The 17,252-nt window shown below is 44.6% G+C and carries 10 protein-coding genes and 1 tRNA gene; 7 read left to right on the top strand and 4 right to left on the bottom strand.

Going from position 1 to position 17,252, the window contains the following annotated elements; translation table 11 throughout:
• Window positions 1-34: 34 nt before the first annotated feature.
• The 3 genes from Q0R52_RS11870 to Q0R52_RS11860 form a co-directional block, all read right to left on the bottom strand.
• On the bottom strand, window positions 35-1,867 hold the full coding sequence (locus Q0R52_RS11870) for a hypothetical protein (RefSeq protein WP_295794879.1): 1,833 nt from the start codon (window positions 1,865-1,867) through the stop codon (window positions 35-37).
• Window positions 1,868-2,514: 647 nt separating this feature from the next.
• A complete protein-coding gene (locus tag Q0R52_RS11865; RefSeq protein ID WP_295794878.1) occupies window positions 2,515-2,745 on the bottom strand; it encodes a hypothetical protein in 231 nt (76 codons plus the stop codon).
• Window positions 2,746-2,816: 71 nt separating this feature from the next.
• Window positions 2,817-5,198, bottom strand: coding sequence for an outer membrane protein assembly factor (locus tag Q0R52_RS11860; protein ID WP_295794877.1), 2,382 nt, complete (start codon window positions 5,196-5,198; stop codon window positions 2,817-2,819).
• Here Q0R52_RS11860 and Q0R52_RS11855 point away from each other — a divergent pair.
• The 3 genes from Q0R52_RS11855 to Q0R52_RS11845 all read left to right on the top strand — a co-directional run bounded on the left by Q0R52_RS11855 (window position 5,189) and on the right by Q0R52_RS11845 (window position 6,255).
• Window positions 5,189-5,944: an RNA methyltransferase gene (locus Q0R52_RS11855; protein WP_295794876.1), complete on the top strand. Its 756-nt coding sequence runs from the start codon at window positions 5,189-5,191 to the stop codon at window positions 5,942-5,944. The two genes, Q0R52_RS11860 and Q0R52_RS11855, sit on opposite strands and share 10 nt — an antisense overlap.
• Window positions 5,945-5,974: 30 nt before the next feature.
• Window positions 5,975-6,045, top strand: a tRNA-Cys gene (locus Q0R52_RS11850).
• A gap of 33 nt (window positions 6,046-6,078) precedes the next feature.
• On the top strand, window positions 6,079-6,255 hold the full coding sequence (locus tag Q0R52_RS11845) for a spore protein (RefSeq protein ID WP_252791484.1): 177 nt from the start codon (window positions 6,079-6,081) through the stop codon (window positions 6,253-6,255).
• 267 nt (window positions 6,256-6,522) lie between these two features.
• Here Q0R52_RS11845 and Q0R52_RS11840 read toward each other — a convergent pair whose 3' ends face one another.
• Window positions 6,523-7,563 carry a quinone-dependent dihydroorotate dehydrogenase gene (locus Q0R52_RS11840; RefSeq protein WP_295794875.1) on the bottom strand — a complete coding sequence of 347 codons (1,041 nt, stop codon included), beginning with the start codon at window positions 7,561-7,563 and terminating at the stop codon, window positions 6,523-6,525.
• 199 nt (window positions 7,564-7,762) lie between these two features.
• On the opposite strand from Q0R52_RS11840, the gene Q0R52_RS11835 reads away from it, so the two are divergent.
• The 4 genes from Q0R52_RS11835 (at window position 7,763) to Q0R52_RS11820 (ending at window position 17,250) form a co-directional block, all read left to right on the top strand.
• Window positions 7,763-8,533, top strand: a complete 771-nt coding sequence (locus Q0R52_RS11835; RefSeq protein WP_295794874.1) for an SGNH/GDSL hydrolase family protein — start codon at window positions 7,763-7,765, stop codon at window positions 8,531-8,533.
• 122 nt (window positions 8,534-8,655) lie between these two features.
• A complete protein-coding gene (locus Q0R52_RS11830) occupies window positions 8,656-10,581 on the top strand; it encodes an ABC-F family ATP-binding cassette domain-containing protein (protein ID WP_295794873.1) in 1,926 nt (641 codons plus the stop codon).
• Between the two features lie 148 nt (window positions 10,582-10,729).
• Window positions 10,730-12,001 carry a DUF5103 domain-containing protein gene (locus tag Q0R52_RS11825; RefSeq protein ID WP_295794871.1) on the top strand — a complete coding sequence of 424 codons (1,272 nt, stop codon included), beginning with the start codon at window positions 10,730-10,732 and terminating at the stop codon, window positions 11,999-12,001.
• 110 nt (window positions 12,002-12,111) lie between these two features.
• A complete protein-coding gene (locus Q0R52_RS11820; RefSeq protein ID WP_295794870.1) occupies window positions 12,112-17,250 on the top strand; it encodes a translocation/assembly module TamB domain-containing protein in 5,139 nt (1,712 codons plus the stop codon).
• Window positions 17,251-17,252 lie beyond the last annotated feature (2 nt).

The raw sequence follows: 17,252 nt of genomic DNA, 5'->3' as shown, positions 1-17,252 counted from the left end.
CGCCTTGGCTTTCATAGATTTGATGTAGAGTGCCTTATTTACAGAACAATACGGGATTTGACTTCCATATATCGTTATATTCACCAGTGGTAAGCTTGCGCACAGTATTTAGCGACAATTCATAAGCACATGATGGCCAGGTAGCAAATGCCGGTGTAATACCTGCAACTGTAGCCAGGTTTAACTGAGCAGCCACTCCCCTCGGCACATTGCCTGATGGCAGGCCGCCTATACTGCCGGTAGCATTTGACCATATACTAAGGTTCCAAGCCGCAATCAGCTCGTGATCAACCGTGTAATCAATATGAGCTTGGGTTTGAACCGGCGTACAGCCACTTCCGCCGCCTGCGTATAATTCTTCCAGCTTCACCAGGGTTACTTCGTTCCAGTTGTTCACATAAATCTGGCCAACAAGTACCTGTGTTTTCAGGTTTGGTGATCCCGGGTTTGATGGGTCGTCGGTAGTTTGAAACTGTATGTAAAGCATTTTGCCGTTTTTTTGGTCCGCAGCGCTAACCGCAGCACCTGCTGACTGGCCAACACTTGCATCGCCACCGGCTAAAATGGTAGTGGTGTTTAAATAAAACAGTGAACCATAGAAACCATTGTCAAGCGCGGGCTGATCAACCCTTACCCATCCATCAGCATCAGGATGCAGCACGTGGTCGGCTATCGGCAGTGGATAGTTATCTGCCGGGATGCTATCAGGCACCGATGCTGGCTGATTAATGTCAATCACCACATCCTGGAAGGCAACGCCACCGTGCCAGGTTATTTGCCGGGTGGCAACCTTTAACGCGGTATTTTCCATTTGGGCGGTAGTGATCTTGGTAAAATTCACATTATCCAGCGAGTACAAAAAGCGGTAGTACAACGCACTGCCAGGTGCAGTAGGCACCCGTTTGGTAGCATAACCGCCCAGTTTAACTGAACCAAAGAAACCATATCCAACGCCACCTGCGCCAAATTTGGCAATTTGAGTTTTGCCGGCAGCATCGATGTCTGATGTGATGCTGAAGTTGCCTACCGAAGTAAACCATGGCACATCGCTAACACCCGGCCCGCCTTTTACACAAAGTTTTACGCAGAAGCAGTTGTGTGCATTGTGCCTGTCGGCCTGGCGACCGCGGGTACGGTCTTCGCTCAGTAATACGGTGCCCGATGATGATTCAATCCTGAAATAATAATCCGGACCGGCGGGCCACTCGACATTCAGCCACGGCGAAAGCAGTGTTTTTCTGAAGTTATCGCCGGGGTAAACTATGGTAAACTTGCCATTGGCATCAGTATAGCTGTCGCCGAGGGTATCGTCCTGTATTAAATCAACATCGTAAGCAAATACCCTTACACCGCTGATAGGCTTACGGGTTTCGCAATCGGTAACTATGCCGCAAACCACCCATATATCAAAAAGTGATAAAATGCGGCAAAACCATTTGGAGTCGATACTGTATTCAAAATATGCAAACTGGGTATCGCCTTTGTTGCCCTGCCACATAGGCTGCAGCGTGGTGATATGAAATTGCAGATCAAGCTCCTTCCTTGGGCCGGGACCGATTTTTATCGGGCCGGTACCACAGTACCAGTCAATCTCCAATGCACCGCCATCGTAGCCACTGCGGTCGCCTAGGTCAACTTCAAAGTCGCCATTTTCCTGTATTTGGCCTTCAGCAATAAATAGTTTCTCTTTGGCTTTAAGCTCATCGGCGCTGGTTTGGTGAAAGGTTTGTTTTGCATCCGCCACGGCCAGCATAGTTTCGCGACTGTCGGCAGCGGGCTTGTAAATTTTTACAGAGGTGCCGTTTATAGGCAACTCACAATCAGAACACAGCAAACCACGCAGGTTGCCTTTGATAACGAATTTCATGGTAGTAGTAGATTTATATATTAGCCGCCTACTCTTTACAATTGGATTTTCGGCACAGCCTCCAAAACATCATACAGGTAAACCATTTCAGTTACCCGATTTTTGTTAACCCAAAGTTTCAGCTAAATAAACTATAAGGCAAGGTTGCCACCACGCAACATTCCGTGTAGTTGTACGTGAGTTTGTTGCGTAGAAATACTTATCCGGTAAAATAACGGCCTAGAAACGAAGTCTTAACCAAGGGGAATATTTTTGATTCATCCTACAGAAAAAAGCTTTATTGTGCTATAATGTATGAGGATTGATTAGCTCCAGGTTACTAATCTTGTCGAAATCAGAAACATTTCTTGTAACCAATTTAAAATCGTAAACTATAGCCGTGGCAGCAATAATAGCATCCGGGACTTTATTTTATGTTTCTTTCTTATTTCGATAGTTTCAATTGCCACCTGTAAATTGATTGAGTGAATCAATGCAATGTCAACAAATCGTTGTAGTTGCTGAAGTTCCTGTTGATTTATGTTGCTACCTTGAAAATAATTCGATGCGGGTGATAATTGAAATGGCAGGCTCTATTGTTGATAGCAGTTGCCTTCCCTGACAGGGTAGCTTACCGTTAAAAAAGTCAATAATCGCGTTGGTGTCGATTAAATATTTCGCTCCCATTCGTTGCGACTATGTTCCACATCTTTGTGCAGAATTTTGGCTGTATCATCCGATATGGTATTCCAAAAGTCGGCCATAGTAACCTTAACGGGCTTATCGCCGGATAACTCATCAAGTGCTAAAACTGTAACCTCGATTTCTTTACCGACATATTCCTTAGGTATAGCCAACTGAACATTGGTATTTTCAGGGGTGATAATTGTTCTTACCATACACAAATATACAAATTCATCTGTTTAAACAAAAGTGAATCTTCCTTGGTAAGCCCATCTAATCTCTAATCCTAAAACGGCATCCCCACCCCAAAGTTCAGCTGCATAAAATTGTAGGAATCACCGCTGTTGGTGGCTTTATAATTGGCTTTAAATGCACCCGACTTAAACAGTTCGCTAAAGTTTTTAACCAGTACCCATGAGTTTGAGCCGGAGAACTGGGGGTCTCTAAACTTGAGTGCAGCATCCAGCCTGAACACAAAGAAGGCCAAATCGAACCGGAAGCCGGTGCCAATATCAATGGCTGTAGATGGCAGAATATTGTTCAACCTGAATTCTGCATCCTTTTCATTAGGTTGGGGATGCAGCCGCCAAACATTACCGGCGTCGATAAAAAATGCGCCTTTAAGCTTGGCTCCAAAAAAGTTATCGGCAAGCTTATAGCGATACTCGGCGTTTGCAATTATTTTCACCTCGCCAAACTGGTCAAGATATTTCAAACGGGTGCGCAGGCTGTCGTTCCCCGGTGTTGGAGGGCCGTAAAATTCGGCACGGTTAAACTTGCCGGGGCCCAGCGTGCGTGGCAGCCAGGCGCGCATATCGTTTGCGCCACCTGTATAAAATTCCTTTTCAAAAATCCAGTGTTGATCATCGCAGTTGCCGTATGGTAAGCCAATGCCGGGGTTTAAGCGGAAAATAAACTGCCGTTCCCCGCCCAGGCTTTTGTAAATACGCAGGTCGACCTCTAATTTGGTATATTGTGCAAAAGGATAACCAAAAATGGTGCGTTTACCGGCAGCATCCCGCTTTGTGTTAAAAGCATTGCTTAGCAGGTCAAGTGTATTTCCGCCAGCATCTATACTGCCGCGAAAATAAGTGAAGTTACCGTAGCTGTTTAACCGGTCGGTATTTAACTGGTAACTATACTGGCTGCCTATGGTAAAAATGGTGCGGCCAATCAAATAACTGTAGGCAAATAAATCTTTTTTAAGCAACTCGACCTGTGCGACAGGGTCAATTGTACCTTTCGAGAACTCAAAGCTAATGGGTGTAAATGTGTGCAGCTTGTGGCTGGTCTCGAAAAAATCGTACGTTATGGAGTTGGTAAAGCTCTCGCGCGATACCAGCCCTTTTTGATAAAACAGCTGGTAGTTTGATGAAAACGTGGTATGCGGTACCGCATATTTACCAAAGATAGGCAGCGTTACAAAGGGCACTATCAACCGCGGGTAAACCAGGTTTGCGCCAATCCTTAGATCCTGGTTTAAAATGGCAGCCTTGCTTATGCTGTTGTTATTATTGTCGAACAACACGCTCCAGTTGGTCTTTATTTGTAATATGGCGGCATTTCTGAACAGGTTCCTGTCGGTAAATGTATTTCCAAGATTGTAACCAAATTTACCGCCGGCAAACAAAAACTCCCCTTCAACCCTATCGCTAAAGTGCTTTAGCGGCGTTATATCAATCCTTGTGTCCAGGCGATTGGTACTATCAGGCAATTTTATGTACGTAGGGTTTGGCACATTACGGAATACGTTCAGTTCTGAAAGTCGTGATGTTGTCAGGGTTTGTTTGTCAACATCATAAAAATCGCTCTTTTTCTGAAAAACATAGTTGGTTACCGAATGAGGTTTAAACCTGCCTGAATAATCAACAAACCTGAACTGCGTATCAACCTGTATGGTATCGGCTTTACCTTCGTTACGCCCGTTACTTTTGGATATGGTTATAAGTGTATTATTAATGCGGTAAACCGGGTGAAATGGCCGACCCACAGGGTTATCAATAATCATTTTTAAATCAACCACGCTGCTGCGGAATGTTGAGTCGTATTGATAATTAACATACTGCCTATAAAAATCGTAAAAGCCGTTGCGCTTCATTATCAAGTAAAACTCGTCGCGGTCGTAAGCTAAACTATCCATATCGAACCGGCCGCCGGGCTGCACGTGTGAAAAGCGTGGGCGGTTAACCCGGTATAAATTTCGTACAGTTTTATCGGCAATGCTATCCTGAATTTTGCGTATCCTGAACATAGGCCCCTCAACCGCTGTGAAGTTAAGTGTTGCTTTTTTCTTCTTTATCTCTATACTGTCGGTAACCTTGGCTTTCAGGTAGCCTTTATTCTGCAGGAAACGTTCAATCTGAACACGCGAAAATTCAACCAAACCGCTGTCAAGAATCGCAGGCGGCTCGCCAATATCCCGCTTACCATTTTTACTGAATAGGTAATAAAACTGCAGGTTAATAACATTGTTGGGTTGCTGGCCTTTATCAACATACAACAATGCCGCATCGGTGAACTCTTTATCAACGCCCTTGATGTTAATTTTGCGCACCAACGACTCGTTTCCCTGCAGCCTGCGCGTTAAACTGCAACCCGACCCGATAAAGAGCAGCAAAATACTTAATATTGTAAGGCGGTAACCAACAGGTTTTATATATGCTTTCAAAGTCTCAAATCAGTTTACTAAAGTCCCTGCAAAACAAAAAAGAGCGTAAAGAATACGGCCAGTTTTTAGTTGAAGGATATAAATCGGTTATCGAATTCATTAATTCTCCCTACAAAATTGAAGCTATTTACCATACCGCTTCGTTCGACCCAAAAGTGCTCAAATTATCCCAAAAAATAAACTTATATAATATTTCTGTTACAGATATCGAAAAAATAAGCAGTTTAAAAACCCCGCAGGAGGTTATTGCTCTTGTTAAAATCCCGCAACACGCACCGCTTAATAACCAAAAGCTCCGACAAAAGTTCTCGTTAGTTTTAGATGGCGTGCAGGACCCCGGCAATATGGGTACCATAATACGCACTGCCGACTGGTTTGGCATTGATGATATTGTTTGTTCAGACGATACAGTCGACGCCTACAACCCCAAGGTGGTGCAGGCCAGCATGGGTTCGCTTGCACGGGTAAATGTGCATTATGTTGATTTATCCACAATTTTACTACAGGTTGGGCTGCCTGTTTTTGGGGCGATGCTTAATGGCGAAAATATTTATAAAACCAATTTTGGCGACGAAGGATTAATAGTTATGGGCAACGAAGGCAACGGTTTACGCCCCGAAATTGAGCGGCTGATCAGCAAAGCTGTGACCATCCCGAGGGCTGGCAAGGCCGAATCATTAAACGTTGGCATAGCCACTGCATTATTTTGTGCAGAAATAAGCAGAAATAAACTTGGCAAGCAATAAATAATTGCTATTTTTGCAGCCTTGAAAAAAGGTCGGGTGGCCGAGTGGCTAGGCAGAGGTCTGCAAAACCTTTTACAGCGGTTCGAATCCGCTCCCGACCTCGGAAGATTTAAAAACATTAAAATAATACCATCATGGGCGTTACTCGTTTAAAAAGAAAAGACAGGAAAAACAAAACTACTTCACGTTTAGAAGTTCAGTTTTTGAAATTGGCTACCAACCTGGAGCCCGGAAGCCGCAGTGCTGAGAAAAAAGGCAACCAGATAGCAATAAACAATGCCGCTTTGTTAAAAGCAGCAGCTGCAAAATAATTTTGTTTGATTAAATAGTTTGGGAAGCAATTTATTGCGTCCTGGTAAATGATATAAATCCCATTGGTTTGTGCCGATGGGATTTTTTTATTGCCCCCCGGCCCGTCATTGCGAGGAACGAAGCAACCTCTACGCAGGACATTCATGAACCTTTATGCCGAACGGACCTTGCAGCCGCTTATGGGTAGCCACAAGGTTTTCGCTTCATTGATTTGCGTGTGTAGAGGTTGCTTCATTCCTCGCAATGACGCGTGTAGAACGTGAGACCTACCCCTTCAATATCCTTTTATTTATCCGCCCAATCAACCCCGGCCCTTCATAAATAAACCCGGTATACAATTGTACCAGCACAGCCCCGGCATCTAGTTTCTCAATAGCATCCTCAGCACTGTGTATACCCCCCACTCCTATTATCGGGAATGCGCCGTTTGATTTTTTATGCAGGTAGGCAATCACCTCGGTTGAACGTTTGGTTAAAGGGACGCCACTCAGGCCTCCTGTTTCGTTTTTTAATTCATCCGGAGAAGTCAAATCTTCCCTGCTGATGGTTGTATTGGTAGCAATGATACCCGCAATGCCGGTTTGCTGCACAATTTCCACAATATCATCCAGTTGTTCGTTAGTTAAATCGGGCGCTATCTTCAGCAGAATGGGCCTGCTGATACCGTTTTTATTGTTACGCTTTTGCAGGGTGTTCAACAAATCCATCAACGGCTCTTTTTCCTGCAGGGCGCGCAGTCCAGGTGTATTAGGGGAGCTTACGTTTACCACGAAATAATCGACCACATCAAAAAGCCGGTCGAAACATTTGATGTAATCGCTAACCGCGTCCTCATTCGGCGTTACTTTATTTTTGCCGATGTTGCCACCAATAATCAATCCTTTTTGCCCGGCTTTGCTCTTGCGAAATGCCGCCAACCGTTCAGCCACCACGTCAACTCCAAGGTTATTAAAGCCCATGCGATTGATCAGTCCGCCATCAGCAGGCAAGCGGAACATGCGCGGCTTGGGATTACCGGGCTGCGGCAGCGGCGTAACAGTACCAACCTCAACAAAACCGAAACCCATGTTAGCCATTTCGCCCATCATTTCGCCGTTTTTATCAAACCCGGCGGCAAGGCCCACAGGGTTTCGAAACTTCAAGCCAAACACCTCCCGCTCAAGCCTGGCATCCTTAACATCCCATATCGCCCTGCTCAAAGCCGCACCGCCGGGAAACCGGTTAAAGCGCTTTAAATTAGCTGTTACAAAGTAATGCACCCGCTCCGGGTCGAACTTAAAAAGGATTGGTTTCAGCAGGAAATACATGGGTGCGAAGGTAGGAATTTTGGGGGAAGTCCGAAAGTCGGAAAAGTCCGGAAAGTCCGAAAGAAAAAGTTCGGACGAGTCAATTTTCAGTATTTCACCGCATCGTAACAAAATGAGCAATTACAAAAACTATTGCCTACTAATTTCTATATTAGCAACACCAACTGGCTTTCCGGCCATGAACTATGAACCGTCAACTATGAAGTTTAATTCCAATGCCAACCGCCGCAGCTTTATAAAAACCGCCTCTGTAGGCACACTGGCAACACTATCACTATCGCTGCCACAAATTGTAAAGGCTGCCGTGGCCGAAAGCGGAGCTAAAAAAATCCGCCTCGAAAAAAATGACATCATCCTTTTCCAGGGTGATTCCATCACCGACTGGGGCCGCGACCATAACAAATTCACACCAAACGACACAGGTACTTTAGGCACAGGGTATGTATTGCTAACCACCGGCCAGCTATTAATAAAGTACCCGGAGCTGAATTTGCAAATCCACAACCGCGGCATTAGCGGAAACAAAGTTTACCAGTTAGCCGAGCGCTGGGACGCTGATGCGCTTAGTATAAAACCGACTGTACTCAGCATCCACATTGGTGTAAACGATTTTTGGCATACGCTTACCAACGGATACACCGGTACTATTGATAATTACATTGCCGATTACCACGCGCTAATTGACAGAACAAAAAAAGCGTTGCCCAATGTTAAACTGGTTGTCTGCGAGCCATTTGGTGTAAAAGGTGTTAGGGCGGTTGACGACAAATGGTATCCCACGTTTGATTTATTCCGCAAAGCGGCAAAAGACATCGCCAATGAATACGATGCAGCGTTTGTGCCTTACCAAAGCGCGTTTGACAAAGCATTGGAGCTTGCCCCCGGCAGTTACTGGACGCTGGACGGCGTGCACCCAAGTATTGCCGGCGAAGCCCTGATGGCGAAGACGTGGATGGAAGTGGTGGGTTAAAGATTAAAGGCGAAAGGTAAGGGGTAAAAGGGTTATATGATTACGGAAGATTTTCGGTCTTTCGGACTTTACCGACTTTCGGACTTTCGGACTTCCCCCAAAAATCGTACCTTTGCGCGCAAATGATAGCTATAAATAACCTTACGTTCGAGATTGGTGCGCGCGCTCTATATGATGAAGCTAACTGGCACATAAAACCGGGAGAAAAAATCGGCCTTATTGGCGCCAATGGTACCGGCAAAACCACCCTGCTCAAAATTATTGTAGGCGATTATACGCCTACTTCGGGCTCTATATCAATGGCTAAGGACCTTACTTTAGGCTACCTCAACCAGGATTTGCTGTCGTATTCGTCTGAAAAAAACATCCTGCATGTGGCCATGGAAGCGTTTGAGCGCCAAAACCAGTTGCACGATGAGATTGAAACTATACTCCACAAGTTAGAAACCGATTATAGTGAAGACCTGCTGCACAAGCTAAGCGACAAGCAGCATGAATTTGAAGCCCTCGACGGCTATAACATTGAATATAAAGCACACGAAATTTTAGCGGGCCTTGGCTTTAGCGAGGCCGATACACACCGTAAGCTCAGCACCTTTTCGGGAGGCTGGCGCATGCGGGTAATGCTGGCAAAAATATTATTGCAGGCACCTGATATTTTGCTGCTGGATGAGCCTACCAACCACCTCGACTTACCCTCAATTGTTTGGCTGGAAGACTACCTGAAAGCGTTCGATGGTGCAATTGTTATCGTATCGCACGATAGATGGTTCCTGGATAAAGTAATAAACCGTACGGTTGAGTCGCGCAAAGGCAAGTTGACTGTTTATTCGGGCAACTATACTTTTTATTTGGAGGAAAAATCACAGCGCGAAGAAATTCAGCGTGGTGAGTTTAAAAACCAGCAGTCGAAAATAAAGCAGGAAGAGCGGCTTATCGAGCGTTTCCGCGCCAAAGCATCCAAAGCAAAAATGGCGCAAAGCCGTATAAAAATGCTGGACAAAATGGAGCGGGTTGATGATGTGGATGATGACAACCCATCGGTAAACTTCAGCTTCAAATTCTCGAAGCAAAGCGGCCGCCATGTGATTACCCTGGATAATGTAACGAAAAAATACCCGGCTATCGATATTTTAAGCGGGGCCGAGGCAATTATTGAAAAAGGCGATAAAATTGCGTTGATAGGTGCCAACGGTAAAGGTAAGTCGACCCTGCTGCGCATTATTGCCGGTGCCGACCACGAATTTACCGGCAAAGCCGAAACAGGCCACAATGTTACCCAAACGTTTTTTGCCCAGCACCAACTGGAGGCATTGCATTTGGAAAACACGGCTTTACAAGAACTGCAATCTTTCGCCCCGAAACATACGGAAACTGAACTGCGCAGCATTTTAGGTTCATTTTTGTTCACTGGCGATGATGTATTTAAAAAGATAAAAGTGCTTTCGGGTGGCGAAAAATCGCGCGTGGCACTGGCAAAAGCGCTTACAGCGGATGCTAACTTTTTGGTACTGGATGAGCCTACCAACCACCTTGATATACAATCGGTAAATATATTGATACAGGCCTTGCAGCAGTTTGAAGGCACCTTCATTGTTGTATCACACGACAGGTATTTCCTTGATAACATTGCCAACAAAATCTGGTTTATTGAGGACCAGCAAATAAAACAATACCCCGGCACTTATGCTGAGTTTGATGTTTGGTTTGCCAAACGCAAACTGGAGCCAAAGGCCGCCATTCCTGCACCTCAGCCTAAAAAAGAAGAGAAGAAAGAAGCAGCACCTGTTAAACAACCGCACTCTGAAAACAAACACCAGCAGTTAAAAAAGCTGAACCAGGATTTGGGCAAAATGGAAGAGCAGATTGCCGTGCTTGAAAAAACGGTAAAGCAACTAGAAGCTCAATTAGCCGACGATAAGCTATATAACGATGTGGCTAAGATGAAGGAAATTAACATCAATTACGATAAAAAGAAAATGGAACTTGGCCACATACAACTGCAATGGGAAGCACTGGCCGAGCAGATAATGGAGTTGGAAGCGTAGAATATAAACTTTGTCATTGCGAGCGCAGCGTGGCAACCGCGAACTATACAGAGCCGATGGAAAGTTGTGGAACTTGCATTGGCGGTTGTGTACAGCGTACGGTTGCCACGCTGCGCTCGCAATGACATGATGATTATTGATAAGTATTATGAAAAAAAATCACACGCTGTTCAAAGGATTTCTCATAATTTTATTCGTATTCTTTTCTATTTCCGCCATCGCCCAACCCTACACCGACAGCGTTTATCGCCATGAAATAAAAAGTGTTGAATTTTATAATTCGGCTAAACCTGCCTCCTTCCCTATTATCCCCCTAAATTCAAGCGAAACAGTAACACTTGGATTTGATAATCTCGCGGGCGGCACACTAAACTACCATTATACCATTGAGCATTGCGACGCAGAGTGGAACTCGTCAAATATCTCAACTGCGGAGTATTTAAAAAACTACAACGACGACCGCATATTAAACTACAGCTACTCCATCGCCACCGTACAAAAGTACACCCACTACGAGCTTAAGCTGCCCAACGAAAACATCGCACCTAAAATACCGGGCAATTATATCCTAAAGGTTTACGAAAACAGCGACCCATCCAAACTGGTGCTTACCCGTAAACTGTATGTGGTTAGTCCGAAGATTAATATAGCGGCCGAGCTTGTGCCATCAAACGACAACGCCACCCGGCAAACTAATCAAAAGGTAAACTTTACGCTCGATTATGGCAGCCTGCGGGTGCAAAACCCAAGCCGCGACGTGCGTACATTGATAATGCAAAACAACCGTCCGGAGACCGGGATACTGAATACGCAGCCAACTTACATACGAGGTACGCAGCTTATTTACAGCGATGTAACGATAAATGATTTCCCCGCAGTGAATGAGTTCCGGCATTTTGATACACGTACCCTTAAGTTAAACTCGCAAGGTATACAACACATCTACCGCGATACCGCAAACTCGGTACTGATGCTTACCGATCCTGACCGGAATAAACCAAATTACACCCTGGAATACGACCTCAACGGCAGTTACTACGTACTTAACCAGGACGGCACCGACCCGCGCAATGATGCCGATTACGCACACATGTTGTTCAGCCTGGCAACAACCAAACAGCCTAATGCCGGCAGCCCTTACATTGTTGGTCGTTTTAACGACTATAAGCTTGACGAACACAGCAAAATGACGTTTGATGCCGGCCTGGGCAAATATGTAAACAGCATATTTTTAAAGCAGGGCGTTTATGATTACGCCTATGTTTGGGTCGACCGAAAAGGAAAAACTGATATCACCGCCCTCGAAGGCAGCTATTTTGAAACCGAAAACGATTACCAGGTTTTAGTTTACTACCGTCCGTCCGGCGCCCGCTGGGAAGAGTTGGTGGGTTATAAAATGCTGAATTCCTTAAAAAAGTAAAAAATCTTCTATTTTGTTAAAGTTTTGGAAGGTTTGTAAAAACTTTTAGCTTAGTTATTTGATTATAATAAAAGAACAAAACAAACTTACCCTTTGAAAAAACTATACAATTGGAACGATTTGGCCGAATAGCCCTAAAAACCATCCTCTGGATAATTGCCAGCCTGCTTTTCCTGGTAATACTTATCGTAATTTTAATACAGGTTCCTGCCGTTCAAAATTTTATTAAGGATAAGGCTGTTTCTTTTATACACGATAAAATCCATACACCCGTTAAAATAGGCCATATCAGCCTTGGTCTGCCAAAACTGATCGTGCTGGAGGACGTGTATTTTGAGGATCAGCACAAAGACACCCTTATAGCCGGCGAAAAGCTAAAAGTAGATATCAGCCTGTTTAAACTACTTAGCCATAAGGTTGAGGTGAACGAAATAAACCTGGAAGGCATTACCACCAATATAAGCCGCGGCGCCGACAGCACGTTCAATTTCGATTATATTATGAAAGCTTTTGCGGGCGAACAAAAAAAGCCGGTAAAGCCAACTGATACCGCCTCGACGATGAAGTTCTCTGTCGACAAAATCATCCTCGATAAAATCAATGTAAGCTATAAGGACAAAATCACCGGCAACGATGTAAAATTCATACTCGGGCATTTTGATACCCGGATTAAGAATTTTGATATGGATAAAATGAAGTTTACCATACCGAAAATTAACCTCTCGGATGTTAACGCCCGCATTATACAATCGCCGGTAACTTCAAATGGCACCAAAATAATACCGGTTGATACCACTACCACGCCCATCAACATGACGCTTGACCTGGGGACTATCGATGTATCGAAAGTTAAGGTTGATTATCGCAGCAAGGATATGAGCAGTAAGGTTAATCTGGGCAAGTTTTTGGTGGAGATGGACAAGATCGACCTGAAAAATCAAATCGTCGGCATCAAAAATATTGAGTTAAATGACACTAAAGCTGTCGTTGTGTTTGCCAAACCCGAAAACGTTAAGGAGAAAATAGTAAAAGCGGTTAAAAAGTTAGATACACTGATGGCTTCGCCCAAAAGTGGCAAGGGCTGGCGGGCCAACCTGGCGAAGGTTACTTTTACCAACGATAATATCCAGTTTGATAACAATGCACAAAATCCCCTGGCAAAAGGCCTCGATTTTGGACATATGAATATCAAAAACCTGAACGCCAATGTACAGGATATTGCCTACAGCACCGACACCATAAAAGGCAAAGTGAACGACTTTACCTTCAGCGAAAAGAGCGGCCTCGTTTTAAAGAGATTCCATACCTCGTTTTTATATGGACCAAAAACGGCTTACCTGAACGATTTGTATGTTGAAACCCCGCAAACCGTGTTGCAGAAGCAATTGCAGGTGGGCTATCCGTCAATAGAATCACTGACCAAAGATTTAGGCCAGCTTTATGTTAATGCAAATTTAGATGGCAGCCGCCTTGGTTTGAAAGATGTGTTACTGCTAATGCCGACTATGGCGACAATGGAGCCATTTAAAAGCTCGCCAAATTCAGTCTTCAGGATCGATGGTAAAGTGATAGGCAAAGTAAACGATTTGCGTATCCCCGACTTAGAAGTACGCGGCCTGGCAAATACTCATATTAAGGCATCGGCAACAATGAAGGGCTTACCCAATATGGATAAGTCGTATTTTGATGTTAAGATTGACGACATTACTACCAGTCGCGAAGACATTAGCAAACTGGTTGCACCATCAATAATTCCTGCATCGGTGAGTATTCCGGCCAATTTAAGGCTGAAGGGTACTTTTAAAGGTACCATGTACGATTTCGCCACCAAAATGGCCCTGCGCTCAACCTACGGTGCGGTTGATTTGGATGCAACGATGAAAAACCGTAACCACGCCAGCAAGGAAGTTTATTCGGCTAATATTAAGGCCAACAATTTAAATGTTGGCGCACTGACCAAGCAGCCTCAAACTGTAGGCACCGTTACCCTTACCGCTAAGGTAAATGGCGTAAGCCTCGATCCTAAAAAAGCTAATTTGCAATTCAGCGGCAATGTGGCTAGCGCTTATGTAAAAGGCTATAATTACCAAAACCTGGTTATGGCAGGCACGGCACACGACGGCAACTACACCGCCAAAGCCACCATGAAGGACCCTAATATTAGCTTTGCATTAGATGGCAAGGCCGATATGAACAAAAAATACCCGTCAGTTGCGGCAACTCTACAACTGGATAGCATCAATCTGCAAAACTTAAAACTTACCAAAAATGCGATGAGTGTACATGGTAAAATTGTTGCCGATGTGCCCACCGCCGACCCAAATTATTTGAATGCAAAAATACAGGTTACCGATCTATTGGTCGCTCAAAAAGACCAGGTAATTAAGTTGGATACCATAAGCCTGGTATCAACCGCAAATGCTGATAGCAGCACCCTGCGTTTAAAGGCTCCGATGCTAAATGCCCACATGGCAGGCAAATACAAACTAACAGAGGTTGGCCCTGCCATACAGGATCTAATCAACAAATACTACAACACAAATCTTGCTACAAATGCACCTAAACCAAAATACTCGCCGCAGCAATTTAAGTTTGATTTAAGATTGGTTAAGACATCATTAACAGACAAACTGGTGCCCGATTTAAAACGACTGGACCCTGTATTGATAAGCGGTCATTTTGATAGCCAGGCCGGTGATTTAACCGTTGACGGATCCGCACCGAAGATTATTTACGGCGCTAACACCGTTAACAACGTAAAATTTGCGATAAACACCCAAAATAACGCGCTTAATTACAGCTTTAATGTTGATGAGGTAAAAGCATCATCCAACCTCGATTTACTGTACACCAGCCTAACCGGCAGTGCGCAAAACAACAAGCTGAATGTAAATTTACAGATACGCGATGCCGCCAAAAAGGAGCGCTACCGGTTGGCAGGCGTTTTTAGCGTATTGCCAAACGAATACCAGTTTAACTTTTTGCAGGATGGCCTGATATTAGACTATACCCCATGGACAGTTAACGCCAATAATGCACTGCAGTTTGGCAGCAAAGGCATAATGGCCCGCGACTTCGCGCTTACCAACAACAACCAGGTGTTAAGCATCAACAGCGATACGCAGGAGTTTAACGCGCCCATTACCGTGAGCTTTAAAAACTTCAAGATTGAAACGTTAACCAAAGCGGCGCAGCAAGACTCGTTACAAGTGGGCGGCGTGATAAATGGCGATGCGCATATCAGCAATTTCCAGGCCTCGCCGGTATTTACGGCCGCATTGAATGTGAAAGATTTTAACTTTAAAACAGATACCGTTGGCGATATAGCCCTAAAGGTAAATAACCAAACCGCCAACGCCTACGCTGCCGATGTTACCGTTACCGGTAAGGGCAACCAGGTTAATTTAAACGGCATATATTATACTGCACCCGAGAGCAAATTTGACTTAAACCTCAATATCATTACCTTAAAAATGAAGAGCATTGAGGGCTTTAGTTTTGGCAGCATAAGGCGCTCAAGCGGTGACATTAACGGGCAGCTAAAGATAACAGGGACAACAGACGCGCCCGTGGTAAGGGGCGACATCAATTTTAACAAAGTAGGGTTCAATGTATCGATGCTGAACTCCTACTTCACAATGCCCAACGAAAAGATAACATTTAATAACGACGGCATACTGTTTAATGATTTTAATCTTGTTGATTCTTTGGGCAACAAGGCCGTAGTTACCGGTACGCTTTATACCAAAACATTTACCGACTACAGGTTCGGGATAGATATTAATGCCAATAATTTCAGGGCTATAAACTCCACGCAGGATGATAATAAGCTGTATTATGGCAAACTGTTTATTGATACCCGCATACGTATACGCGGCAATATGGCCAAGCCCGTGGTTGATGCCAACCTAACTGTTAATGACAAAACCGATCTGACTATAGTATTACCGACTGATGACCCTGGCATTGAGGACAGAAAAGGTGTTGTTGAAGTAATAAACCCCAACGCGCCAAAGCTCGATTCCATATTCCTTGCCAAACAGCTGGATTCGTTGCGAAAATCTGACATTACCGGACTTGACGTAACAGCAAACATCACCGTAAATAAAAATGCAAAATTTACTATTGTAGTTGATGAGCGCAACGGCGATATTGTGGAATTAAAAGGTGATGCACAGTTAAACGCCGGCATCGACCCGAGCGGTAAAATAAACTTAACCGGTACTTACACAGTTAACCAGGGTTCGTATAACCTGGCCTACGCAACTGTAAAACGCAAATTTAACTTTAAACCGGGCAGTACCATCACCTGGACAGGCGACCCAACCAGCGCAAACGTTAACCTTACTGCTACCTACATAGCCAATGTCCCTCCTATCGATTTGGTAAACCAGCAGGACGACGGCAGCACAGCCAATACCATGTTAAAGCAAAAACTGCCTTTCCATGTGGACCTTACATTAAAGAATGAACTGTTAAAGCCCGATATCAGTTTTGATATAACGTTACCGGATAGCAATTACACGGTATCGCCCGATGTGATAACTACTGTAAATACCCGGCTTGCACAAATAAGGCAAGACCCTAACGAGCTAAACAAACAGGTTTTAGGCGTGCTGGTGCTGGGCCATTTTATCGGCGATAATCCGTTCCAGAGCCAGGGGGGCAATGCGGGCATTGGCGGCGCAATACGCAATAGTGTGAGCAGTTTGCTATCCGACCAGTTGAACAAACTGGCAGGTAACCTTATAGGCGGCGTACAATTAAGTTTCGACCTGACTTCGGGCGAGGATTACTCCTCCGGCACGGCACAGAACCGAACGGATCTGAATGTGGGCCTCTCCAAGCAATTCCTGAACGACCGGCTAACGGTGACCGTAGGCAACAACTTTAACCTGGAAGGCCAAAACCAGCCAGGTCAAAAATCAACGGACATAGCGGGCAACGTGTCGGTAAATTATAAAATAACTAAAGATGGCCGCTACATGGTGCGGGTTTACAGAAAGGATGAGTTTATTGTTGTGGAGGGCCAGGTAATTGAAACGGGTATAGGCTTTACCCTAACTTACGAGTATAACCGCTTTAAAGAGTTATTCAGGAAACGGTCGAAAGAGGATAAGCAGCTGCAAAAAGACTACAACGACAAACAAAAACAGATAAAAACAGAACAAAAGGCGGCTGATAAAAAAGCCGACTCAACAGCAGCGCCGGTACAAACGCCTGCAGAAATCAAAAAAACATCAAATTAACC

Source organism: Mucilaginibacter sp., assembly GCF_025359345.1.
Classification (GTDB): Bacteria; Bacteroidota; Bacteroidia; order Sphingobacteriales; family Sphingobacteriaceae; genus Mucilaginibacter.
Note: the sequence above shows the minus strand (reverse complement) of the source record. Positions and strands in the feature narration are given on the sequence as shown.

Bases quoted from the DNA above. Each gene is read 5' to 3' on its own strand.
- Q0R52_RS11870 (WP_295794879.1), bottom strand. From the start codon at position 1,867: ATGAAATTCGTTATCAAAGGCAACCTGCGTGGTTTGCTGTGTTCTGAT.
- Q0R52_RS11865 (WP_295794878.1), bottom strand. From the start codon at position 2,745: ATGGTAAGAACAATTATCACCCCTGAAAATACCAATGTTCAGTTGGCT.
- Q0R52_RS11855 (WP_295794876.1), top strand. From the start codon at position 5,189: ATGCTTTCAAAGTCTCAAATCAGTTTACTAAAGTCCCTGCAAAACAAA.
- Q0R52_RS11845 (WP_252791484.1), top strand. From the start codon at position 6,079: ATGGGCGTTACTCGTTTAAAAAGAAAAGACAGGAAAAACAAAACTACT.
- Q0R52_RS11840 (WP_295794875.1), bottom strand. From the start codon at position 7,563: ATGTATTTCCTGCTGAAACCAATCCTTTTTAAGTTCGACCCGGAGCGG.
- Q0R52_RS11835 (WP_295794874.1), top strand. From the start codon at position 7,763: ATGAAGTTTAATTCCAATGCCAACCGCCGCAGCTTTATAAAAACCGCC.
- Q0R52_RS11830 (WP_295794873.1), top strand. From the start codon at position 8,656: ATGATAGCTATAAATAACCTTACGTTCGAGATTGGTGCGCGCGCTCTA.
- Q0R52_RS11825 (WP_295794871.1), top strand. From the start codon at position 10,730: ATGAAAAAAAATCACACGCTGTTCAAAGGATTTCTCATAATTTTATTC.